Genomic DNA, 23805 nt, shown 5'->3' with positions numbered 1-23805 from the left:
GTAAGTTGGAATTTGAATTTTACCCTAAGGTCAAACGCTTATTAGAAAATAAAGCAGAAAAGCTGGAAATGCACTATTTGAACTATAGCTGGAAAACACCGTCGATTAAAATCAGACCGCCATATTATACCGATCCTGTATATGAACCTTTTTATCCGCATATTCATTGAAGTAAATATTATAGAAATGATATTGAGAGAAAAAGTCTTAACTGAAAGATTACAGATATTTGCGATAGACGAATGAAATGAATCGGCTTTAAAGAAAACTTGGCATTCGTTAAAGAGAGTCTTGAAAGCGTATTTTGCTTTCTTAGAATCCCTTATACTCTGGAGTGCAAGCCTTTTGCGAATGCCTTAGTTGGGATTGGAGGTGGGGCAAGTACTGCGATTACTCGCCCCATCCAAAGCACTGCCCTTATACTTTATTCCTTGAATTCTTTATACTTCTTAATGTGTAATAAAAAAACATGGCATTTACTCCTAAATATTCGTGAGTAAATGCCATGTCTTTTTCGTCATATCTTGACTATAGGTCTTTCTTAATTTGTTCTATTTCTTGTGCTGTTAGTTCTGTTGCTTCCTTTATTTGTTCTTCATCTATTTTTAACAGAAGTAACTTTTTAGCTACTTTTATTTTTTCTTCTTCCATACCTTCATTTCTTATTTTTTCGGCAATAGACATTAGCCGTTTCCTCCCTTCTATTGTTAACCGCTCCTTTACAGTCTCCACTGACAAGTTATCACGAACATGTAAGAGATAAATCATTATTATACGACTTAGAAGAGTATAACAAGTAATTCATAATTTAATCAAAATTCTTTTTCATTCACTTCAAATAAGGCAAGATCGTATCCAGCACTTTTTGAACCTCAGCTGCTTGCTCAGTATATAATTTCTTAGCTTCCGAATCATCTGTCTGTAGTGAAAACCCCTCTAAATCAGCCTGTATTTTTTTTAGCGAAGCTGCTAGCAGTGGTCTTTCTTCTACCTCCGTTTTTGTATATTGGTCCTCATATAAATCAACATACAAGCTGCCGCGAGAATCAATTTGAGCTAAAAAAACATCTCTTACCTCTTCAGCTCCTTGCTTTTGGATTTCTCCTATTAACCATTCCTTCGAGTAACCAAGATTCTCCAAACTCTTTTTCATTATTTTACCGTCCATAATTAAGATGGCAGGACCATGCTCCTGTTCTAATGGAACGCCTAATGTCTGCGGAGTAACCGGCTGTTGATTGGTCTTCAACATAACACTCAGCTCTCCATTTGTTTCTAAAACAGCCATTTCTACATCAGAAACTTTAAACGTTCCTTTTTCCCTTAATAGCATTAATAACTCATTAATTGTTACTAGACTCTTCTTCATATTCTTATCTAATACCTCGCCATTTCGAATTAATATCGTTGCTTTGCCATCTGTTATCTTTGAAAAAATAATTGATTTCATCCCAAGGTACGCTAGAATAATCGGGAAAAACCCCCAAATAGTCAGTGACACTAATCCATTAATAATTTTTACATTCTGGTCCACTGACAACGTAGCAGCTATGGAACCGATAGTAATTCCCACACAATAATCAAAAAAAGTGAGCTGTGAAATTTGCTTTTTTCCCATCATCCGCGCCATTAAAAATAATAAAAAGAAAGCAGCTATGGAACGGATTAGTACCAATACAATTTCAGGCATCTCCTATCCCTCACCTTTCTAAAATACGTAATATATTAGTATTATCGGACAAACTATAGATAACAATTCATTAAATAAGGAGAATGAGAAATGAAGAAGCAAATAATCATTTTTACGCTTTTATTCATCGTCCTTTCCGGATGCGAAAATCAAGTCGGAGGAAATTATTTCTTTGACCACATTGATCAGCTGGAACAATCTTTAGACGAACCAAAATGGGATGAAATTACGACTCTAGCGGAAGAATTAAAAACTATTTTCAAAAATCACAAATGGAAAATCCAATTAATAGGTGATGAGGATGAGTATGAAGGATTGCATGAAAGTATTAACAATCTTATCGCGGCAGCTAAGGAAAATGATTCAACAAGTACCAGGCTTGAACTTGCTACTGTCAGATCATTTTTGGAGGATATTTATTCCTTATAATTCAAATTGGCAACACAGCTACACGACACTTATTAAAGAAAAAAAGGCCTCTCTTACATGCAGAGAACCCTTTTTCTTCCTTATAATATACTTCTGTCCCAGAAGCGATGCGCTGCAATTGCATCAATGAATTGCTTGGAAAAATCATCTGGCTGCTGCTTATTGATAACAACACCCGCTTTGCTTGGTAATTGTTTGTCTTTAAACCACTGTTCCCCTTCGTTCGAGACAGCAATCGGTTTGAAATGATCAAATGCTTCCTGCATAAACATTTTAGCCTTTTTTTCAAACATTTTATCTGCTTTCATACCTCCGGCAATATACACGGCATCAAAAACAACCGATGAATCGGTAAGAAACGTATGCTTCGCTTTAAGTGTACTGTTGTCATCGGCCGTGATAGAACCCAGTCTGTCACTTAATATCGCAACTTGAACCTTGGCTGCTTGCAGATTCTCAATAACTTTTTTTACCTCCGCCCCATTAAATCCATCTGAAATAATAACAGCTGTTTTACGCGTTTCTGCCAACTTTGGTGTGTTCTCCTGACTTAATGCAGGCGACGTTTTAGTTACCTTGCTTTGAATATTGGCAGGCGGTACGCTCACATCAAGTTTGTGCGCAATCGCAGCAGCCAGCCCGTGGTCCACTTTCCCAAACATATCAACAATCTTTTGTTGCACCGGCTTATACTGTACTTTTCCAACTTCAAAACTAAATCCATCAATAATATGCTGCTTTTCCGCGTTACTCATGCTATTCCAAAATAATTTGGCTTGACTGAAGTGGTCTTCAAAGCTTTTACTCCGGGATTGAATTTTTCTTCCCTCAACCTTTTCCTGATAGTGGGCAAACCCGCCATTCTTTTCATCTACTGTATGCGGTGAATTACCTGCTAAAGCATTATTTCGATAAGAGACCTGCCCTTTATTAATTGTTTGTCTGTGAAATCCATCCCGTTGATTATTATGAAACGGACAAACAGGGCGATTAATTGGTATCTCATGAAAGTTTGGACCGCCAAGACGAAGCAGCTGGGTGTCCGTGTAGGAAAATAAACGTGTTTGCAGCAACGGATCATTCGTAAAGTCGATTCCAGGTACAACATTCCCCACATGAAAAGCAACTTGTTCATTCTCCGCAAAAACATTATCTACATTTCGATTTAAGGTCATTTTTCCAATAATACGTACAGGAATATCCTCTTCCGGCCAAAGTTTCGTGGAATCAAGAATATCAAAATCAAAGTTAAATTCATCTTTTTCTTCTAAAATTTGGACACCTAACTCGTACTCTGCATAATTCCCCATATTAATGGATTCCCACAGATCACGGCGGTTAAAATCAGGATCTTTACCGCCTAGTTTTTCCGCTTCATCCCATACAAGGGAATGGGTCCCTAATACCGGTTTCCAATGAAACTTAACAAAATGAGCTTTGCCCTCATCGTTCACAAATCGAAACGCATGGACACCAAAGCCTTCCATCATTCGAAAGCTGCGGGGAATTGCCCGATCACTCATCAGCCACATAACCATATGCGCACTCTCCTGATTTTGTGAAACCCAATCCCAGAATGTATCATGTGCACCGCTTGCTTGCGGCATTTCATTATGCGGCTCAGGTTTGATGGCATGGACAACATCCGGAAATTTCATACCGTCTTGAATAAAAAAGACAGGGAAATTATTGGCCACTAAATCAAAGTTTCCTTCTTCTGTATAGAATTTCGTTGCAAATCCTCTAACATCTCTGGGGGTATCCTTAGAACCCCGTGAACCGACAACCGTAGAAAAACGGGTGAAGACTGGTGTTTTCACATTCGTATTTTGCAGGAATTTTGCTTTCGTATAAGGTTTCATCGATTCATATAACTCGAATTCTCCATGAGCAGAGAAGCCGCGCGCATGCACAACACGTTCCGGGATTCGCTCATGATCGAAGTGGGTCATTTTTTCACGGAAATGGAAATCTTCCATTAAAGTTGGGCCTCTTTCTCCGGCTGTTAAAGATTCCTCATCCTCCGATACTTTCACACCTTGATTCGTAGTAAGCTTTTTATCCTCGCTATCCGCACTTCGAAAATATTCTAATTGTTCATTTTTACTATTTGCATTTATTTTTTTATCTTCATTTATCATATGGTCGAGCTCCCTTTCTAAATGTCGTGTCATATTATTGTTTGAGCTGACAATTGATTAAAATCGCAGCTAAACAATATGCCCCTCAAAAAAAGGAGGGGCCAGTTCTTTAATGTAAAGGGGGTTTTTGCGATGGTACAGCAGCAGGTGCATACCCTTCCTGCATCTGCATCATGTCTTGTGGTGTCAGCTGCGGCACCTGATAATATCCATGCTTGTTTTGATATAGAGAAATTTCATAAGCCATTTCAATACAATTGGGTACTGAATCTGCAAGCACTCTGCGAACTACGGGATTCGTAACCTCCAGGGCTGCTCCTGCTTTGGCTGGCACAGTTGATTTAACGGCATTTAACATGCTGTTGGCAATCGTTTCATCATTGATTTCAGTCGATGCTTGCATTGGCTTTTTCGGCTGCGAAGCTTTTAACCCATAAGTGAAATGATTATCCTGCTTCATTTCATAAGTTTGTGTAGGTTGTGCAGGCTTTTGTCCTGTTTTAAAGGATTCCAGCGTAATATTATACTCTTCTTGCATGAACGCTTTTTGACGTTCTAAAATATCGCGAAGCTCCGGATCCCTGACATGCTCGTTCAGCATTGTAAAGGTGTTCATTGTATTAATTGCTCCTGATAATACCTCGTGAACATCAAACATTTCATGGCCTCCATGGTTCATTTGCGGCGGGACAGCATTTGTATTCATTTGCTCGTTTTGCATTTGGTTGTTTTCCATAAAAATCCTCCTAGTTCGTTTTCCTTCAATAATATGGTGCTAAAATAATGGTCAAATATACGCTTTTTTTAAATCATCAAAGAAATTGTAAAGGAAATGCCTGCTGGAACAAAAGAAAAGCAAATAATTACAGAATAAAACTGAACATCATTCGAATGTGACAACAGCTGAAAAAATTGGATTTAAGATGGCTTATAATTTTTTTAATATGTACAAGATATACAAGTAATAATTATTACAAAGGGGAGATTCTAATGGCTCAGCAACCAATCGATGTAAACCAATTAACTCAAGCAAAAGCAATTGTTACATTAACGCAGGAATTGTTAACACAGGCTATCGAAAAAAGCACCTCAGATCAAGCACTGGCTCAAGAAGCGATTAAGCAAGCTTCTACTGAAATTGCTTCAGCTCAAACAACGGTAAGTCAAGTTCAAAGTGCCATCATGACCCAGCAATCAGAATCTTAATAGTAAAAATAATGACCCGCGCTTCAGATGATTGGTGCACGGGTCATTTTCTTCCAATAAAACGAAACTTCACTCAGTGGGAGCTTTCGACGCACAGCTCTTTACGATGGGACGAGTAATCGCAGCCCCAGTCCCAGGATGTCGCGAATTTAGTCTGCCGTTCTTCTCCCACTGAGTTAGCCTAAGTGATTCAGAGAGTTAGCGTCCGTTATCTCCCGCCTAAATAAATTTATTTTCACGCTTTATTTTGAGGCGGGAGTTTTACGGACGGTTCTCCGTGATAAATTACGGATGATACGATTTCTTTTTTTATTGCTGAACCTTTTGTTCCGAAACAAAGTCTAAAGAGCAGGAAAGAAAAAGAATTTGATTTAGCTGTTCAAACATCCATTCTCGGCGGCTCCTCCATCCAGCCATTATTCAAAGACTCGCATTCAAATCATTACGCATACTGAAATTAGCACCAAAGCTTTGAGTGCCAAGAGATACGTTACAAAAAAAGAAGGTTGTTATCATCATAAGTTTATCTGAAAAAGGTGCGGATGTTGAACTTGTCACAGTGCCCCCCGGAGGTACCTGGCGCTTGAATATCATCCCGAAGAAGAATTTCCCCCGTCTCATTTAAAATTTCTTTGGAAAGTTCCTTGGTGCATCCAGGTACACATCTTCATGCGTAAATCCTTTGGGGGGCTGCGCTTTCCGCTTGAATCATCATTTCCATTTCTTCGACTTTGGGATGAAGTGCTTCTCATAACCCTGACGTGAGTTTTCGGGATTTTTCATTCTCTGCTGTTTCTATAAAATATTCCAAATATCGAAGAATCAATATTTTTTATTGGTATGTCATCCATAGAGCACCGAGTTCTGAGGAAGCCATTTTGGTTTATTGGGCATTAGCGCGTTGCCCCCCTATATTTATTGTTCGATTTAAAAAGTAGTATTTGTTTTTTTATGAATGTATACATATTACGGCACATGAGCACCGTAATAAAAATTCCATCTATAGTTAATAAGGAAACAGTTTTTATAACTGCCTCCTTCATTCATCAATCATTTCATATTGTCAGGCTTCTATTAATTAAAAATTATCCATGTTGGTTCCCTTTTTAGATACAATGGAGATATATCGATGTAAACAAAGCGGTGGATTTCATGTTCAAATAAATAAAATTCAAAGAAGAAATGAGGGAGACGGATGAAGGAATATATAGGTACATGTGTAACATGCAATAAAGAAATTTACTGTAAAGACGGCTTTTTAGATGGTGTGAACGAACGGGGCCGCTTGTATTGTTTTACCTGCTCAGAAGAACGGCAGCAGGAAACGGAGCATAATAAAAATTAAATAAATCAACGCTTTTAGTAATGGCATTTTCTAATCCATTACCTCGACGCGTATCGTATAATTACAAATAAATCGTCCCAAATAGTCAATTTATCAAATGGCAAAACTGCTTTGGTCTATGCTTTTCATATTCGTTGGAAATGCTGACTTTTGGATTCAGTCCAGGAAATATTTTAAGAATAAAAAAGAGCATCTTTTTACAATGCTCTTTTTCCATACTATGTTCGATTCCAAAAACGATGCTCTGCAATAGCAGAAACAAATTCTTCTCCAAAGTCTGTATTATTCGCAGCAAAAACAACACCAGCTAAATTATTATTTTTGGATGCTTGAATATATGGCTGCCCTGTAGAAGCAACACCAATTGGTTTATAGTGTTGATAAGCTGTATGCACATATTCTGTAACTTGGGAATCGAATTTTGCCTGATGCTTGGAGCGGCCGCCAACAATATAAAGAGAGTCTACCAGATAGGGACTTGTCGTAATAAAAGTGTCATCAACTTTAAGTTCTCTTCCTCCAGCACCAGCAACAGTACCGAGTCTGTCACTGATGATGACAACAAAAACGCCATTTTGTTCTAAAACGTTAAGCGTCTCAGTGACCTCATTTCCAAAACCATCACCAATCAATACACCTGCTTTCTGCGTGTATGCATAACGAGGGGTATTGGACTGGCTAAGAGAAGGGTAGCTTGTAGAAACAGACACATTGGATCCGCTTGGACGATTCACTCCAATGTTATCAGCAACAATGGACGCCATTTCCTTATCAACATGGACAAGCTGTTTATCAACCACCTGCTGCCGGACAGATTCGCTTTTTACTTTTCCAACCTGATAACTTAATCCTTCGATTGTATGCTGCTTTTCAATCGGGGTTAAACTATTCCAAAAAATTCTCGGCTGTGAATAATAATCTTTAAACGATTCGCTCCTGGCTCTAATTTTATAGCCATCTACTTTCCCAGGGTAATCTTTGTAGCCGCCCTCTTCTGGAGGCACTGTATATGGCGTATTATCAGCCAGTGAATTTTCATGATAATTTACCTTGTCAACATCGATACGTTGTCTCATAAAGCCCCGCCGCTGATTATTATGAAATGGACAGACAGAACGGTTAATTGGTAATTCCGCATAATTGGAACTGCCCAGCCGATGATTTTGGGTTTCTCGATATGCCATCAATCTGCCTTGTAAAACAGGATCATTAGAAAAGTCAATTCCCGGAACAACATTGCCGGGGTTAAATGCAACCTGTTCTGATTCTGTAAAGTAGTTATCAATATTTCGATTTAATGTCAATTTACCAATCATTTGAACAGGAACCAGCTCTTCCGGCCAAAACTTTGCAGGGTCAAGCACATCGAAATCGAATTTAAACTCATCTTCCATCGAAATTAATTGAACACCCAGTTCATATTCAGGATAAGCCCCCTTATCAATGGCCTCTCGCAGGTCCTTTCTATGGAAGTCGGGGTCAAGCCCGCCGATTTTCAGTGCTTCATCCTGCAGCAGGGAGTGCACTCCAAGAACAGGTTTCCAAACATACCTCACAAAGGATGCGACATCCTGGTCATTAACAAATAAATACGTATTAATCGACCATGATTCCATCATTCGATAGCTTCTTAAAATCCCGCGGTCAGACATTATCCAAAGCACCATATGAAGGGCTTCATCGTTATTAGCCACGTAATCCCAGAAGCGATCATGGGCTCCGCTTGCCGTTGGGATATCATCAGATTGCTTAGATTGGTACGCATGCATCGCATCCGGAAACTTCATCGCATCTTGATTAATTAATACAGGCATGGCAATCGTTGTCAGGTCAACATTTCCTTCTTCCGTATACAGCTTAACGCCTTTGCAGCGCAAGTCTCTCGCGGTGTCATACGATCCTTTAGCCCCTTGCACCGTAGAAAAACGAACAGTTATTGGCGTCTTTTTCCCGGCTTCCTGCAAAAAAACTGCCTTTGTCACATGCTTCATGGACTGATAACATTCAAACTCACCATAAGCACTGTAGCCTCTTGCATGAACTACTCTTTCCGGTATTTCTTCATGGACAAAATGCGACATTTTTTCAAAAAACTCATAATCCTGACGTAAGGAAGGCCCGCGTATACCAGCCTTTAATTGGTCCTGGTCCTGTGATCTCTTTTTCCCTTCCTGTGTTGTCATCGGCTTCCCTGAATCCTTTACGCGAAACTGATCTAGTTGGTCCTGCTTAACATCTCTATTATCAGAATGTTGATTTCTTGACGATTTCTCATCCACACAATCACCCTTTCAAACCTTTCAGTATACATACCATTTCTATATTTACGTAATTTTTCTTAAATTAGAACGCTATTTTTACTACAATATGAGAAATCCCTTGTACTTCCTAAAAACATCATTCCTTTGGATTACTGCATCGAAAGTTATATTCGAAAATCTCAGCATGATTAAAGAGAACGTCCAAAGGGAGACGCGGTCTCTGTCTACCTTCCATTTACGCCGGAATATACTCCATTCCAGACTTTTTATAGATTTTATTTCTAAAAAAATGCGACAACCGGAGATAAATTGGTAAGAGCAAGCGGCAATATGCTCGGAAAGCAAAATTTGCATGAGCTTGCAGCTGGATCAGATACATTTTAATACATTCGCTTACCCGCTTCCATCTGCGGTATTTACGGTCTGAAGACAACTTATGGATTAGTCAGTACGCATGGTATTTTTCCTACAGCTATGACTTTAGATACTGCCAGTCCCATGGCAAGATCTGTTTCTGATTTAGTATGTATGCTTTATTATATGGCGGGTTTTGATGCAAATAATCCGGGAAGTCTGGATGTGTCCGTTCCAAATTATATATCCGATTTAAATAATGGAATCCAAGGAATCAAAATTGGTACCCCTGCATACTTTCTCCAAGACCTGGCCCCTGATATAGAAATCCTTTTCAAACATGCCATGGAAACACTCCTCTATTTAGGTGCTGAAATAGTGGATGTAGAAATTCCTGAATTAGCTTTATCAACCTTTTCCGGCTATACGATAGCGGCTGGCGAAGCAGCTGCTTTACACCACCAATGGCTCCAGACCCATTCAAACGAATATTCTGCAGACATACGGAGTTTCTTTCTGGCCGGCGCTTTAACTGAAACACCGCAATATATCAGGCGCAGCAGGCCCGGAGACAATTGGTGAAAGGTTTTGAGAAAGCTTTTAAACAGGTCGATATATTGCTCGGTCCAAACATACCTATCACGCCTCATATCTATAGTGAACAATGGGTAGAGCAAAATCTGGAAGTTATCAGAAGATGTCTGCCATTTGTTCCAGTTAATTTAACCGGCACACCGAGCCTTGCCGTTCCAATGGGTTTGGACGGTAAAAAATAACAAAATATGGCTTTCGAAATAACGAGTGAATTTTTGATAAGGGGGTAAAATATAATTCGAGGACGACATTTGTACTGGAAGCTTCTGCTTCAAGTAACGCTTCAAAAATGAATGTTTTTCTCATAAAGAATAATGGGAGGGCTTTCCATGGATAACAATAAACGTAACTTTAACCGAAATGAACGCAAAAACCGCAATAATGAGAACCGCAATAATCAAGAAATCAATAACGTGGAATTTGCCAATGAAAATGAATTTATCGACGAGAATGCTTTCGAAGATAACAACAACCACAACAACGAGCGACGCAATAACCGCAACCGCAAATAGTTAAGCCCTGTTTTTGTCAGATACCTGAATCCTTGGAGAGTAATCCTGATTCAGGTATCTTTTTATAGCTAAACTTTTGGAGAAATTAATTAAGTTTTGCCTTTTTAGTAATTAATTTTTTCACCTTTCTGCTCCTGCTTTTCAAAACCTTTTCTTGGAAGCATCTTTCCATCATGCGTTTTTAAGTCATCCATTTTATACAGCTTTTCTTACAGTATATTTAAAATGAAGAAGTTGGTTTAGCCTTCCTCTTTTCTTCTCCAAAATTTGCTTATGATAAAAACGTGCTTCTTAGCAAATAATAGATTTAATTAATAACTAATTACGTCCATAAATACTTAAAGTTTAACTTATTTTTTGAAAATGAGAGGTGTGAAATGAAGAAAAAAATATTTTATGCGATTAGTTACCTGCTTCTGACTTCTTGTGCTTTTCTATTCATCCAAGAGCAGATATATGCGAAAGATAGATTTGATTTTGAGAAAGACGGAGATATTTTCTGGGATGCAAAAACGGAGGAAAAGGTAATTGCTTTAACATTTGATGATGGTCCGCATTCAAAATACACTCCTGCCATTCTCAATATATTAGCTGAATACGAAGCCGCAGCTACCTTCTTTGTGCTCGGAGCTCACGCAGAAAAATTCCCAGATATCATCCATCGGCAAGTAATGGAAGGGCATGAACTCGGCAATCACACCTATGATCACACCATGAAACTCAGCAGACTTAGTCAAGAAATGAAAGAAACCTCTGATATCCTTTACGCCATCACAGGAAATCGGCCAAAGCTTTTCCGGCCGGTCGGCGGCAGTTATAATGATGCGATTGTAAAGAAAGCCCGAGAAAACCAATTACATGTTGCACTGTGGTCTTGGGATCAAGATACGAAAGACTGGGACGGAGTAGATTATAAAACCATTGCAGATAACGTCATCAGCAATATCTCCCCGGGGGATGTCGTACTGTTTCATGATGCAGGAGGAAAAAGAGAGCAAACAGTTAAAGCTCTCCCGCTTATTCTTGATTATTTAGCTGAAAACCAATATAAAACCATTACAGTATCTGAAATGATGGAAATGGATGAAAAATTAAAAGAAAATTAATCAATTCAAGCTTTATTATTGCTGTCCCTTAATCATTTACTCCCCTAAAAATGAGCGGACAGCTGTTTTGTTCTTCAATAATAAATTTTTAGCTTACAGTTATCCTTTTCTATCCCCACAATATGGTTTATCTATTTAATTCATTATTTTATTTTCCCCAAAAGTTTATAAAACGGATTATTTCTGTTATATTCAAAGCTATTTATAGCCAATGGCAATCATTTTACCCTCACCCCTTCTTATCACGAATAATCGCGTTATTCTCCGTTATATGCGTTTTGACGTTATTTTTCCTTATGTTAATCTAATATGGTAAGTAAAAAATCCACTCAGGAGGTGAGAGCATTAATACAAACACAACAAATAATATGACAATGACTATTGAAAAAGAAAACGATTTTTATTTTCGAGAACCTGCAAAAGATGACGGGGCAGCTGTTTGGGAACTGATTAAAGCTACCAAGGTGCTTGATCTCAATTCTTCCTACAGTTACTTAATGTGGTGCGATATCTTTTCAGGAACCTCCATCATTGCAGAAAAAAACGGGAAAACGCTCGGTTTTATTTCCGGGTATAAAAATCCGAATAATCCGAATAAACTATTTATCTGGCAAGTTGCTGTAGATGCTTCCGCTCGAGGTAACGGATTAGCAACGAAAATGCTGCGCCAATTATTAAAGCGCGAAGCTTGTAAAAAGATTGATTATGTAGAAGCAACCGTTTCTCCATCCAATCAACCTTCTCAGTCTTTATTTAAAGGTCTCGCTAAAAAGCTTGATACGGAGTGTCATATCAGTGACTGCTATGTAACGGATGATTTTCCGGATGAAGAGGAAGAACATGAAGATGAGCTACTGTTTACAATTGGACCGATTGCTACAGAAAATAAATAATTAAAGGAATGATTTCATTGACAACAGCAACATGGAATGATGCGAAAATGAAAACGTTTGAAAATTTAGAATCTGAAGTAAGAAGCTACAGCAGAGGATGGCCGACTGTTTTTGAAAAATCAAAAGGCTATAAGCTGTGGGATACCGATGGAAAAGAATATATTGATTTCTTTGCAGGCGCAGGTACATTGAATTACGGGCATAATGACGATGCGATGCAGGAGAAATTAATTGAATATATTAAAAATGACGGCGTGATTCACAGCCTGGACATGGCTACGATTCCCAGAAAAGATTTTCTGGAACGCTTTACTGATGTCATTCTCAAGCCCCGAAATCTGGATTATAAAATTATGTTCCCTGGCCCTACCGGTACAAATACCGTAGAAAGCGCGCTGAAAATCGCCAGAAAAATAACTGGACGAGAAACAGTTATCAGCTTTACCAATGCATTTCACGGGATGACGATTGGCTCCCTTTCTGTGACAGGAAACTCCTTCAAGCGACATGGTGCCGGAGTTCCATTGCATCATGCCGTTTCGATGCCATTTGATAATTATGTGGAGGACAATGATTCGATTGCTTATCTGGATCGCTTTTTAGAAGACAGCGGAAGCGGTGTTGCCCTCCCTGCTGCCATCATTCTGGAAACCGTTCAAGGAGAAGGCGGGATTAATGCTGCACGCATGGAATGGCTGAAAAAAGTAGAAGCACTATGCAGACGCTGGGACATTCTCCTGATTGTGGATGATGTCCAGGCAGGAAATGGCCGGACGGGCACCTTCTTCAGCTTTGAGCCGGCGGGAATTAAACCAGATGTAGTCTGCCTGTCTAAATCCATTGGAGGAATTGGTCTGCCGATGGCGATTACGTTAATCAAGTCAGAATATGATCAATGGGGACCGGGCGAGCATAATGGAACCTTCCGCGGCAATAATATGGCCTTTCTTGCTGCAACCGAAGCACTGAAAAATTGGGAAAATGATGATTTTGCCAATGCTGTACAAGAAAAAGGCGCATTTCTTAAATCAGAAATCAACAGATTGATTGACCACTATCCGGAGTTAAACGGAGAAGCTAGAGGCAGAGGTTTAATGCAGGGCATTGCTGTGGAGAAGGAAGGTTTAGCAGGTGAAATTTGTGCGGAGGCATTTGAACGCGGACTTATTGTAGAAACCTCTGGTCCAGATGATGAAGTGGTGAAATTCCTGCCGCCTTTGATTATTGATCAGGAAGGTTTGGTAAAAGGTTTAGACATTCTGGAAGACAGTATAAAGCATGTTTTAAAAAAATAGAGATATGGTTTACGGAGAGGAGAATTTATAAATGATCGTAAAATCACTGGAAGATTTAATTGGAACAGAAGATGAAACAAAATCGGAAAACTGGGAGAGCCGCCGCTTTATTTTAAATAAAGATGGTGTCGGCTTCAGCATGAATGATACCATTATCAAAGCAGGGACAGATAATTTCTTCTGGTATAAGAACCATATTGAAGCGGTTTATTGCATTGAAGGTGAAGGAGAAGTCGAAAAGGTCTCCACCGGAGAGGTACACCAGCTTAAGCCTGGCACGATGTATCTGCTAGATGAAAATGATAAGCACCGTCTGCGGGCACGCACCCAAATGCGTATGGTATGTGTCTTCAACCCGCCGTTAGTTGGAACAGAAACGCATAATAAAGAAGGATATTATCCGCTTTTAACAGAATAAATTACTTTCTAAAATCCTCTGATAAGAATAGCTTCTATCAGAGGATTTTTTTACGTACCTTATTTATTACAAACAACTGCTTCTATCCTCTCCTTTTTTGATATAGCTTTTACCTATAGCGAACGATACCTTTTTACAATTACCTTATAACCATGGTTTCATGGTAGTATTTTAAATAATCATTACACTTCGATTATTTAAAGGAAAGGACGTTTTTTAAACATGCGGACGGTTCAGACAACACAGGTTTTAGGTAACAGTAAGTTTAATAAATTTCATTTACTTATCTTTCTCTGGTGCTTTTTCGCCATTGCCTTTGATGGCTTCGATGTGGCGATCTATGGGATTGGGCTGCCATTGATGATGGAGGATTTTAATATCAGCAGAATCGAGGCTGGCGCAATCAGCAGCTATACGCTGATTAGTACGATGGTTGGCACCTTCCTGCTGGGTTCTATTTCGGATCTTATTGGGCGTAAAAAAGCGATTGCAATTTGCTTAATCTTGTTCAGCCTTTTCACCTTTTTAGCCGGGTTTGCACAGAACCCCACCCTCTTTATGATAATGAGAGTGATTGCGGCGCTGGGCTTGGGAGGAATTATGCCAATCCTCGTAGCTATTATGGGTGAATATTCTCCGGTGAAGAAGCGGCCATTAACCATTGCTACGATGTATTGCGGTTATTCCATCGGCGCGATTATTGCCTCCTTGATTGGTATGTATTTGATGGAAATGATGGGCTGGAGACTTTTATATTGGATTAGTATTATTCCGCTTCTTGCTCTGCCATGGTTTTTAAAGCAATTTCCGGAATCCGTTTCTTATTATCTGACCAAGAAAAAAGGCGATAAAATTGCAGAGATTCTCAATAAAGTTGATCCTGGCGGTAACTATCAAGCGTCTGATAACTATGAATATGAATCATTTAAAGAAAGCACGAAGGAAATTCCGATTAAAAAGGTCTTCTCTAATAAGCGAACCAGCAGTACCATTGCATTTTGGATTGCAGTTACCTGCTCCATGCTCGTTATTTCCGGACTGACAACCTGGCTGCCGCAAATTATGGTGGACGCCGGTCACGGTCTAACATCCAGCTTATCCTTTAACCTGATGCTTGCTGTCGGACAAATTTCCGGTTCCATATTCGGCGGGATGTTAGTGAATCGTCTTGGTCATCGTTCTGTCTTAATCCTGATGTTTTTTATCGGTTCACTCTGCTTTGTTTTATTAAGCATCACTACAAGCTCGCTCTTACTGTATTTAATCATTACCTTAACCGGCGCTTGTACAGTAGGCACACAAAATTTAGTGAACCCGTATATTTCAGAATTTTACCCGCGGGAGATTCGTACAACAGGGTTAAGTATCGCTGTCGGCGTTGGACGGATTGGCGGTATTATGGCGCCGGTAGCCATCGCCCTTCTGTTATCAACCAATTTAGACCCGCAGCATGCATTTATGGCATTTGCCGTACCAAGCTTGATTGGAGCTGTCTGCTTTATTACCGTCAGAGAAAAACATGCAAGCTTTGACCAGGCAGTACCAGTGAAAAAGCATCAAATTGCCTAACGAAAAGAATTTACTATAAGATAAAGCCGCTGCTTCACGAAGAAGCAAGCGGCTTTATTTAATGGTCCTTTTTCCTATGCTATTGTTAAAAAGAACACTCGCTCTCCTCACCTTGCAATTTCACTTCCATATATTACTCCGCTTTCAAACACAAATGCAGAATCGGATAATCCCTCCCCTGGTCATCCTGTTCTGACTCTCCAGTAACTTGGAAGTTGTTTTTCAGGTAAAAAGCAAGAGCCGATGTATTATCTTTATTGACATCTGCTGTCTTAATACCGTCCTTTTCAATTAAATCATTTAAAATCCTGCTGCCAAGCCCCTTCCCTATTTGCTCCGGGTCCAAGAACAGCATTTCTAACTGAGACGCATTCACACCGGAAAATCCAACGAATGTAGTATCTTCAAACCACATTTTCATATCTAATTGCGGAAAATAAGCAGGAATTTCCTTCTTGAGCGCCTCCCTATCCTCTGATGCTAAAAAATCATGTGTTGCCAAAACAGACTTCTCCCATAATTCAATTAAGGCAGCGTAATCATCACTACCAGGCTTTTTCCATTGCATTATTACTTCCTCCATTTAAAAAATTGAAATAAAACATGCCTCACTTCACCAGCAAGGCATGTTTCTGTTATATATTCATTTTCGATTCATATTTATTTTTTGTCAACTTTGATAAAACAAAAGCTGCTAACACAAGCAATACAATTGTCAATACTACGGTCCACGGACTGCCAGTCACACCTGCAATCACAAAACCGATTATCGCAATGATTGCATTCGTCAATGCATAAGGGAACTGTGTTTTCACATGATCGATATGATCTGCACCAGCTCCTGTTGATGACAGAATACTTGTATCAGATATCGGGGAGCTATGATCTCCGAAAATACCACCTGACAATACAGCGCCGATACAGACAAGCACTTGGGCATCTAATGCAACTGCCATCGGAATAGCGATTGGAAGCATAATGGCGAAGGTTCCCCAGGAAGAGCCGGAAGCAAGTGAAACGATTGCCCCGATAACAAAGAGCAATGCTGGTATGATAAACGCCGGCACTCTTCCCTGCATCAATTCTACAATATAATTCGCTGTCCCCATCTCACTGATAACCGTTCCAAGCGACCATGCAAGCACTAACGTCGCAGCAACATACACCATCTTTTGCATCCCGGAAGTATAAATATCAAAAATCTCCGCAAACTTTTTCAGACGGAAGCTGATTAATAAAATAAAAATAGTAATAGCCGCAAATAAATAAGCTGTTGTCAGTGAGACGCGGAAGTCATTTCCATCCACCGGCTCAAACGGAAATCCTTTTGTGGAAAGCAAGCCAAACAATGTAACGAATAAGACCAATAAAGGCAGCCAAATTAAAATAGCCTTGCCTTCTTGATTACTATCTGCTTCCTTATCCGGTCTCCGCAGCGGCTTGGAATCCTTCCAGTACAGTTCTCCAGTTTCCCTCACTCTCCGTTCTGCCTTTGCCATCGGACCAAAATCTAATTTAAATACGGCCATTAATGGAATCATTAACACTGCGGAAATAGCGTAGAACTGAAATGGAATGACTTGAACAAAGGTATCGAACTCCGATGTGGTTATTCCCAGTGCATCAAATTCACTTCTTATCAGCCCCATAATATAGACGCCCCAGCCAATGAAAGGAATCAGTACTGCAACTGGTGATGACGTGGAATCAATGATATACGCCAGCTTCTCTCTGGAAATTCTTGCTTTATCAAATATTTTTTCAAAAATAGGGCCTACAATTAAAGGTGTTCCCAAATCAGAGAAGAAAATAATCAAACCGCCCAGCCAGGCAGATAATTGAGCTTTCACTTTGGAATTAATCGATTTGACGGTTTTTGCTGCAAGTGCAGCGCCTCCCCCTGATTTTTCAATTAAAGCTACAAATCCTCCGATAAAAAATAGCAGGACAAGCACTGCCGCATTGTAGCTGTCCGTCAGTTGCGGAAAAAGAAAATTCCCTATCGTTTCTGTTGTCGCAGTTAATGGATTTCCTCCTACAATAATAAGTACGCCGACAAAGGCGCCTAAAAATAATGAAATAATAACGTTTTTCGTTAGAATCGCTAAAATCACTGCCAAAATTGGCGGAACTAGCGATAGCCATCCCATATGCTCCATCTGTCCTCTCCTTCTCTCTTGATGCTTTGATGAATGAAGTATGAATGATATGTACATACATCCTTATCAGTTATTTCATCTCATAAGATAACGAAACTTCATTCAGTGGCGTTTTGCTTTTCTCCATGATAAATTGAAAATAAAAATTATTGCTAATTAATATATGTTCCTTATTCTATCACGGAAAAGATAAAAATAAATGAAACAAAATACCTAATATTTATGCATTTTAACGAATAATTATACTGAATAACTGGCTACACAGTTAAACCCGTCTATTTATTTATAGAGAACTTAATCCATTGCGATGGCAGCTTCTAATGAATTTCAAGAGATTCTCTCCATATCAAAAAAACCCTCAGCAAGAATGCTCAGGGTTTTTTACTGTCGTTGTCTTTATTTTGTTTCTCCTTATGCTTCTTTTCACTTTGCGAATCATCCTTCGATTTCGTCTTTCGTTTCTCATCCTTAGCTTCTATTTTTAAATCTTCCAATGGAACGTCATCGACAAACATCTGCTCTTCATGTTCATCCAGCATGGTTCTTCGCTCTTCATTCCGATTCGGTTTTCCGCTTTTTGAAGAACGCTTTTCATTGTTGGACATTTTCATCCACCTCTCTGTGTCTTTTTAATACTTTTCCTTTCTAAACAGATTACTAAACATTATTATACGAAAATTTCTGCTTGAACAAATTTTAATAACCGTCACAGATTACTGCCACAAGTTTAAGCGGTACAGTATGTTCTAATTTTACCAGCGGAAAAAATGAATAAGTATCGTAAACCTGTTAAAAATACAGATATGTCAGTACAGTTTTCCCTTATGTTATCTAGGGGATAAGGCGGTGCAGCAGCTGCCTTCACAGAGCGGCTCGATGTATTGCAATCTTCAATCTGTCTGGCCGAATGTTCGACTAACCAATTATATACAACCTAAAAGGAGTGTTCCCAATGGGCAGAGATGAGCATAAGAAAAGAAAAAATAATTTTTTGTCACAAACTCCAAAAAATCAAATATCTGACGGCATAGATGTTGAATTTTCAGATGAGTTTGCTGATGCAGAAGACAGAAAAGCTCAAGCAAGAAGCCGCGCTGCTGATAAACGGGCACATGAAAAATAATTGGTACAACGGAGCGATTCGGTTCAATAACCGAATCGCTCCGTTACGTTATCCTTTAGTACTTCTACCTCTTACCTCTCAAAGTCCGCGTACAAATATTACGATTTTTTATTTACTTTCTTCCTGTATATTTCCGTTGTATTTAGGAAAATTATACACAGGAGGGGTTGTTCTATGGAGCATGGTTTTTTAACTATTGAGGAGTTTAATACGCTGATACAACAGTGGAACGGAAGAACAATTAAAATTACAAAGCATGAAATAAACGATATCGATCAAACAGTAATCCATCTGCAAAGCATATCCTATGACCAGAATACCCGCAGAATTGATGACTATGTACCAAAACATAGCTTACTTTTAAACGGAGACGGACAAATCGAAGCGCTGCCAACGATGAGCGATGAACCGCTTCCGTCATCCAATTATGAAATCCCTTTGGAGGATAACTCTTTATTTGAATTTAATGGACAGAAGTTTTTTATTACTACGGATCGTGGAGTATATAAAATAGAGTTAGTTTAAATGACGGTAAAAAGGCTGCAATAGCCTTTTTTTGGCAGTTAAGAAAGTTTACACTTTCTTACTGCATAAGTGTAACTAAGGTTGTCACTTAAAGTCTAGGTGACAACCAAGTTTTCTTTATTATTGCAGGCAGTTATAATCAACTTAAAATGAAAGCGAAAAATATAGGAGCTATCCATTTTAACTGATAGTTCCTCACCCTCTATGAAAATATCATAACAAAGAATAGATTATCCGGTTTCCAACAAAGGAATATTAAATCTGTTCAACGAGCCTCCCCTGCTGACGCATTTCGGACAATGAACTATGAAACTGGCATTCCATTTCTTACAAAATAAGAAAGCATCTGCTACAATAAAGCTAATTGGATTATAGATTAGTACTGCGGTTTGAAAAGACTTTTGATAGTTCGCAAAATCACCTGTGGCCAGAGAGTCTTGCACAGTGGGTAGAAACAAATAGCTAGAGTAAAGGAAGGAATTATAGATGGTACATAAACAAACCAAACGGCCTATCGTGCTTATTGCCCTCGTATTATCTATGTTTATGGCTGCAATTGAAGGAACCATTATTGCCACTGCCATGCCTAACATTGTATCCGATTTAGGCGGGTTCACGCTGTACAGCTGGGTCTTTTCCAGTTTCCTATTAATGCAGGCAGTCACCACGATGATATATGGCAAATTAGCTGATTTATTTGGCCGCAAACCAATCTTTGTCATTGGTGTGGTTATCTTTCTGATTGGTTCTTTATTATGCGGATTAGCAGAAACGATGACTGCCCTTATTATCTTCCGGCTTATCCAGGGGCTGGGCGCCGGGGCCATTCATCCGATAGTAACTACCATGGTCGGAGACATGTATAATTTGGAAGAACGCGCCAAAGTACAGGGTTATTTAGCAAGTGTCTGGGGAATATCCTCTGTTGCCGGCCCGCTTCTGGGAGGAGTCATTGTACAATACATTGATTGGGCTTGGATATTCTGGATGAACATTCCGATTGGCCTTATCGGCTTGGCCGGAGTTGTCCTATTCTTTCATGAAAAAGTGGATAAAGAACAGAAAACCATCGATTATCTTGGGACAAGCTTCTTTTTTATAGCCATATCATCGCTGATTATCGTGTTTGTACAGGTAGGTACAAATTGGGCTTGGTTGTCACCAGAAACGCTCGGTCTCCTTGGACTCTTTGTCATTTGTATTTCCTTATTTATTTGGCAGGAGAAGAGATGCGCAGCGCCAATGATGCCTTTATCTTTATGGAAGAACAAATTAATGATCGTTGCCAATATCGCTACCTTACTTTCCGGTATGATTATTTTAGGTTTAAGCAGCTCTCTTCCTACGTATGTACAGGGAGTCATGGAAGAATCAGCGATTGTGGCCGGTTTTACCTTGAGCACCTTATCCATTGGCTGGCCAATTGCAGCCACTGCCGCCGGTCATATGGTATTACGAATCGGCTTTAGAAAAACAGCATTTCTTGGCGGTATCGCATTATTTGTGGGCACATTTCTCTTTTTCCTGCTTGATGCAGAAAAAGGGCCCATTTATGCCGGTTTCAGCTCTTTTATTGTTGGAATAGGGATGGGGCTGACTTCGACAACATTTATCGTAGCCATTCAAAATAGTGTGTCCTGGCAGGCAAGAGGGTCGGCTACCTCTTTAAATATGTTTATGCGTATCATTGGCAGTGCAATCGGTACTGCATTGTTAGGCGGTATTCTTAATCTGCGCCTGCAGCAATATTATCAGCAGCAAGCAATCGATGAAGATATGCCAAATACAGATGCTATTTTAAATGAAGGATTACGAGAATCTATCCCGCCAGATACACTGGCTTTAATGCAGGATGGGTTGACCCAGGCATTTCACACGGTGTTCTTTGGTCTATTCATAATTGGTACACTGACTTTTATTATTCTATGGTTCTTCCCGAAGGATACACCTAAGGATACATAAGAATACCGGGCAAAAGGCGGTCCGGTTTTCTTATGTTAATCAACAATTATGGAATCCCCCTCATTTGAGGGCTGTTCATTTATTATGTTATTTGTTTTAACGCCGATACTGGATAAAATCACCACTGCAAATACAACTGTGAATCCTATAATGACATATCCCAGTATCTTATACCCTCTGGTTGAACCTTTGATAATCAAATAACCCCCTAAAATCAGAACAGCTAATAAAATTAACCATAGCATTGTATCACAACCCCTGTGTTCTATTTCAATTCCCTTCCATGCTAACATATCGAATCCTATTTTAAACTATTTTGATTATTATTAGTTCAATCTATCATTTCAGCCAAGAGGACTCCTTCCTCAAAAATTCGATGGAATTTTAGGTGGGAGGTGAATTGGCGGTTTTTTCGCTAGAATTTTTATTCCCTTTATAGTAAAATAAATTACAGAACGTTAGTTCGTTTTAGAGGGGTGGAAAGTAAATGGCGAATTACCAAACGATGCAAATATGGGTAAAAATGAATCACCGTATGTACGGATATTTCAAAGAAATGTGTCAAAATGCAAAGAATATGCATAACACGACCAATTTTTATATCCGGCAAGTATTTACAGCTTTCACGCAGGAAAAAGCGTTGCAGCCGCTTCAGGAAGAAGTGTTAGACGCTATCCAAAAACATATGCCAATAATCAACGATAACCAATTCGTTGTTTATCAAAAGAAGGTCGTAAAAGAACATTCCAAACCCGCCCGATAACGAAAAGAAATCAAGTGTCATGTATTCAAAGAACCTTCTAGAGAAAACCCTTATGTTGATTACAATTTTTTGGATGCTCTTTTTAAATCCATGGCACAAGACGATTATCGCTCTCTGCCAACGCAATCGAGTCAAGGGGTTATGAAAACGGTGTTCCAAAATTGGAAAGCATTTTATGGCAGTTTACGAGAATATAAAACGAACCCTTCAAAGTTTAAAGCAAGACCAAAAATTCCAGGATATAGTCGTAAGAAAGAAAAAGAAGTTCTTTTTTCAAACCAAGATTGTGTCATAAAAGAGAATAAGTTTTTGAAGTTTCCTAAAACGAAGGAACGTTTAAACATCGGTAAATTAGGGTTTACGGAAGGAAGACTGAAACAAGTCCGCCTTATCCCAAAGTATGGTCACTACGTCGTAGAACTGGTTTTTCAAGTACCGTCAGAACAAAAAATGAAAGCATCGAAAAAACGGTACATGTCCGTTGATTTAGGAATGGATAACCTTGCAACCATTGTCACCAATACAGGACGAAAGCCTGTTGTAGTGAAGGGCAAAAATATCAAATCCATCAATCAACGCTACAACCAATTGAAAGCGCATTACCACGGAATTCTTAGACAGGGTAAAAACACCAATGAAGGTCTGTTTACGTCTAAACGATTGAAGTAAATCAACTACAGACGCTTTAATCAAATCAAAGATTTATTTCATAAAGCGAGTTACCGAATCGAAAAAATAGCCCTGGAAGAGGATATTGATACCATCATTATTGGGCAAAATAAAGCGTGGAAACAACATGCCAAGATGGGGAAACGAAACAACCAATCGTTTACAACCATTCCGCATCGTCTTTTGATGGAAATGATTGAATACAAAGCTCAGAGACATGGAATCAAAGTCATTATGACAGAAGAATCCTACACATCGAAAGCGAGCTTTCTTGATCAGGATGAAATCCCTGTTTACGGTGAAAAGACTTCAAAAAAAGCTTTTTCAGGTAAGCGAATAAAACGCGGGCTTTATCAGTCCAAGAATGGAGTTATGATGAACGCCGATGTCAATGGAGCCGGAAATATTATGAGGAAAATATTTCGGGAAGCATTTGAAGAACCCTTCGCTTGCATTGAGATGCTGCTTCGACCGGCAGCAATCATTCTCAAATAAAAGTAGTCCCAAAGGCAGGACCAATGGGATAGCGGGGTTGGGTGTTTTTAGCACACCAACGTGTCAACTCCACTGGTGGTTAATCGTCATCTTGAAAGTCGACACCCCAGAAACCCCCACTTCAAATTTCAGTAGAAATGAAGTGGTGGGAGTATTCATTTCGCATAGCTGTACTGTAAAAATTCCTTTCAGATTACTTGCCTCCATTTTAAAAGCATTCATACCGTATTAACAAAAAGACCATCACTAAATTGTCGAAAATTTTCAACCAATGCTCCTTGAACTGTCCTTATATA

The 23805-nt window shown here is 39.2% G+C and carries 25 protein-coding genes and 1 pseudogene; 16 read left to right on the top strand and 10 right to left on the bottom strand.

Annotated elements, in window-relative coordinates; translation table 11 throughout:
• The first annotated feature begins 5 nt into the window (after nucleotides 1-5).
• A complete protein-coding gene (locus ACFO3P_RS20105; protein ID WP_175297051.1) occupies nucleotides 6-170 on the top strand; it encodes a hypothetical protein in 165 nt (54 codons plus the stop codon).
• Between the two features lie 358 nt (nucleotides 171-528).
• On the opposite strand, the gene ACFO3P_RS20100 is transcribed toward ACFO3P_RS20105, so the two are convergent.
• Nucleotides 529-684: a hypothetical protein gene (locus ACFO3P_RS20100; RefSeq protein WP_175297050.1), complete on the bottom strand. Its 156-nt coding sequence runs from the start codon at nucleotides 682-684 to the stop codon at nucleotides 529-531.
• A 145-nt stretch (nucleotides 685-829) separates the two neighbouring features.
• Nucleotides 830-1690, bottom strand: coding sequence for a DUF421 domain-containing protein (locus tag ACFO3P_RS20095; protein WP_042533621.1), 861 nt, complete (start codon nucleotides 1688-1690; stop codon nucleotides 830-832).
• A 90-nt stretch (nucleotides 1691-1780) separates the two neighbouring features.
• On the opposite strand from ACFO3P_RS20095, the gene ACFO3P_RS20090 reads away from it, so the two are divergent.
• Nucleotides 1781-2119, top strand: coding sequence for a DUF4363 family protein (locus tag ACFO3P_RS20090; protein ID WP_042533620.1), 339 nt, complete (start codon nucleotides 1781-1783; stop codon nucleotides 2117-2119).
• 80 nt (nucleotides 2120-2199) lie between these two features.
• Here ACFO3P_RS20090 and ACFO3P_RS20085 read toward each other — a convergent pair whose 3' ends face one another.
• Nucleotides 2200-4260 carry a catalase gene (locus ACFO3P_RS20085; RefSeq protein WP_193064076.1) on the bottom strand — a complete coding sequence of 687 codons (2061 nt, stop codon included), beginning with the start codon at nucleotides 4258-4260 and terminating at the stop codon, nucleotides 2200-2202.
• 109 nt (nucleotides 4261-4369) lie between these two features.
• The gene (locus tag ACFO3P_RS20080) at nucleotides 4370-4996 is read right to left on the bottom strand and encodes a spore coat protein (RefSeq protein ID WP_193064077.1); all 627 of its coding nucleotides are present in this window, start codon (nucleotides 4994-4996) and stop codon (nucleotides 4370-4372) included.
• A gap of 254 nt (nucleotides 4997-5250) precedes the next feature.
• Here ACFO3P_RS20080 and ACFO3P_RS20075 point away from each other — a divergent pair, with 254 nt between their 5' ends.
• Nucleotides 5251-5466, top strand: a complete 216-nt coding sequence (locus tag ACFO3P_RS20075) for a hypothetical protein (protein ID WP_193064078.1) — start codon at nucleotides 5251-5253, stop codon at nucleotides 5464-5466.
• 420 nt (nucleotides 5467-5886) lie between these two features.
• Here ACFO3P_RS20075 and ACFO3P_RS20070 read toward each other — a convergent pair whose 3' ends face one another.
• The gene (locus tag ACFO3P_RS20070) at nucleotides 5887-5982 is read right to left on the bottom strand and encodes a hypothetical protein (RefSeq protein WP_379542613.1); all 96 of its coding nucleotides are present in this window, start codon (nucleotides 5980-5982) and stop codon (nucleotides 5887-5889) included.
• Between the two features lie 679 nt (nucleotides 5983-6661).
• On the opposite strand from ACFO3P_RS20070, the gene ACFO3P_RS20065 reads away from it, so the two are divergent.
• On the top strand, nucleotides 6662-6811 hold the full coding sequence (locus tag ACFO3P_RS20065; RefSeq protein ID WP_193064080.1) for a hypothetical protein: 150 nt from the start codon (nucleotides 6662-6664) through the stop codon (nucleotides 6809-6811).
• A gap of 218 nt (nucleotides 6812-7029) precedes the next feature.
• On the opposite strand, the gene ACFO3P_RS20060 is transcribed toward ACFO3P_RS20065, so the two are convergent.
• The gene (locus ACFO3P_RS20060; protein WP_289584621.1) at nucleotides 7030-9090 is read right to left on the bottom strand and encodes a catalase; all 2061 of its coding nucleotides are present in this window, start codon (nucleotides 9088-9090) and stop codon (nucleotides 7030-7032) included.
• Nucleotides 9091-9459: 369 nt separating this feature from the next.
• Here ACFO3P_RS20060 and ACFO3P_RS20055 point away from each other — a divergent pair, with 369 nt between their 5' ends.
• From ACFO3P_RS20055 to ACFO3P_RS20020, 8 genes are all read left to right on the top strand, one after another.
• Complete coding sequence (locus tag ACFO3P_RS20055; protein ID WP_341173479.1) at nucleotides 9460-10008, top strand: amidase family protein; 549 nt, start codon at nucleotides 9460-9462, stop codon at nucleotides 10006-10008.
• A complete protein-coding gene (locus ACFO3P_RS20050; RefSeq protein ID WP_052485043.1) occupies nucleotides 10005-10202 on the top strand; it encodes an amidase family protein in 198 nt (65 codons plus the stop codon). Before ACFO3P_RS20055 ends, ACFO3P_RS20050 begins: the two co-directional genes overlap by 4 nt.
• A 147-nt stretch (nucleotides 10203-10349) precedes the next feature.
• Nucleotides 10350-10532, top strand: a complete 183-nt coding sequence (locus ACFO3P_RS20045; RefSeq protein ID WP_042533617.1) for a hypothetical protein — start codon at nucleotides 10350-10352, stop codon at nucleotides 10530-10532.
• Between the two features lie 377 nt (nucleotides 10533-10909).
• The gene (locus ACFO3P_RS20040) at nucleotides 10910-11638 is read left to right on the top strand and encodes a polysaccharide deacetylase family protein (RefSeq protein WP_042533616.1); all 729 of its coding nucleotides are present in this window, start codon (nucleotides 10910-10912) and stop codon (nucleotides 11636-11638) included.
• 374 nt (nucleotides 11639-12012) lie between these two features.
• On the top strand, nucleotides 12013-12531 hold the full coding sequence (gene ectA, locus ACFO3P_RS20035) for a diaminobutyrate acetyltransferase (protein ID WP_319022553.1): 519 nt from the start codon (nucleotides 12013-12015) through the stop codon (nucleotides 12529-12531).
• Nucleotides 12532-12578: 47 nt separating this feature from the next.
• Nucleotides 12579-13826, top strand: coding sequence for a diaminobutyrate--2-oxoglutarate transaminase (ectB, locus tag ACFO3P_RS20030; protein WP_193064157.1), 1248 nt, complete (start codon nucleotides 12579-12581; stop codon nucleotides 13824-13826).
• A 31-nt stretch (nucleotides 13827-13857) separates the two neighbouring features.
• Nucleotides 13858-14244: an ectoine synthase gene (locus tag ACFO3P_RS20025; RefSeq protein ID WP_042533613.1), complete on the top strand. Its 387-nt coding sequence runs from the start codon at nucleotides 13858-13860 to the stop codon at nucleotides 14242-14244.
• A 222-nt stretch (nucleotides 14245-14466) separates the two neighbouring features.
• Nucleotides 14467-15813 carry an MFS transporter gene (locus ACFO3P_RS20020; RefSeq protein ID WP_289584622.1) on the top strand — a complete coding sequence of 449 codons (1347 nt, stop codon included), beginning with the start codon at nucleotides 14467-14469 and terminating at the stop codon, nucleotides 15811-15813.
• 133 nt (nucleotides 15814-15946) lie between these two features.
• Here the strand turns inward: ACFO3P_RS20020 and ACFO3P_RS20015 are convergent, their stop codons facing one another.
• The 3 genes from ACFO3P_RS20015 to ACFO3P_RS20005 all read right to left on the bottom strand — a co-directional run bounded on the left by ACFO3P_RS20015 (nucleotide 15947) and on the right by ACFO3P_RS20005 (nucleotide 18577).
• Nucleotides 15947-16381 carry a GNAT family N-acetyltransferase gene (locus ACFO3P_RS20015; RefSeq protein ID WP_289584623.1) on the bottom strand — a complete coding sequence of 145 codons (435 nt, stop codon included), beginning with the start codon at nucleotides 16379-16381 and terminating at the stop codon, nucleotides 15947-15949.
• 67 nt (nucleotides 16382-16448) lie between these two features.
• Nucleotides 16449-17972 carry a Na+/H+ antiporter NhaC family protein gene (locus ACFO3P_RS20010; RefSeq protein ID WP_289584624.1) on the bottom strand — a complete coding sequence of 508 codons (1524 nt, stop codon included), beginning with the start codon at nucleotides 17970-17972 and terminating at the stop codon, nucleotides 16449-16451.
• Between the two features lie 371 nt (nucleotides 17973-18343).
• Nucleotides 18344-18577, bottom strand: coding sequence for a hypothetical protein (locus ACFO3P_RS20005; RefSeq protein ID WP_042533609.1), 234 nt, complete (start codon nucleotides 18575-18577; stop codon nucleotides 18344-18346).
• 347 nt (nucleotides 18578-18924) lie between these two features.
• Between ACFO3P_RS20005 and ACFO3P_RS20000 the strand changes: the two genes are divergently transcribed.
• From ACFO3P_RS20000 to ACFO3P_RS19990, 3 genes are all read left to right on the top strand, one after another.
• Nucleotides 18925-19095: a YfhD family protein gene (locus ACFO3P_RS20000; protein WP_084612954.1), complete on the top strand. Its 171-nt coding sequence runs from the start codon at nucleotides 18925-18927 to the stop codon at nucleotides 19093-19095.
• 174 nt (nucleotides 19096-19269) lie between these two features.
• Nucleotides 19270-19620, top strand: a complete 351-nt coding sequence (locus ACFO3P_RS19995; protein WP_042533608.1) for a hypothetical protein — start codon at nucleotides 19270-19272, stop codon at nucleotides 19618-19620.
• 486 nt (nucleotides 19621-20106) lie between these two features.
• Nucleotides 20107-21582 (top strand): MDR family MFS transporter, encoded by a 1476-nt coding sequence (locus ACFO3P_RS19990; RefSeq protein WP_289584625.1) that lies wholly within the window; start codon nucleotides 20107-20109, stop codon nucleotides 21580-21582.
• Between the two features lie 35 nt (nucleotides 21583-21617).
• Here the strand turns inward: ACFO3P_RS19990 and ACFO3P_RS19985 are convergent, their stop codons facing one another.
• Nucleotides 21618-21827, bottom strand: coding sequence for a hypothetical protein (locus ACFO3P_RS19985; RefSeq protein ID WP_193064087.1), 210 nt, complete (start codon nucleotides 21825-21827; stop codon nucleotides 21618-21620).
• A gap of 242 nt (nucleotides 21828-22069) precedes the next feature.
• On the opposite strand from ACFO3P_RS19985, the pseudogene ACFO3P_RS19980 reads away from it, so the two are divergent.
• A pseudogene (locus ACFO3P_RS19980) lies at nucleotides 22070-23509 on the top strand (RNA-guided endonuclease InsQ/TnpB family protein).
• Nucleotides 23510-23805: the final 296 nt, after the last annotated feature.

Source organism: Oceanobacillus aidingensis, from assembly GCF_042654105.1.
Classification (GTDB): domain Bacteria; phylum Bacillota; class Bacilli; order Bacillales; family Amphibacillaceae; genus Oceanobacillus; species Oceanobacillus oncorhynchi.
The sequence above is the reverse complement of the archived record's forward strand: the minus strand, read 5'-3'. Positions and strand labels throughout refer to the sequence as shown.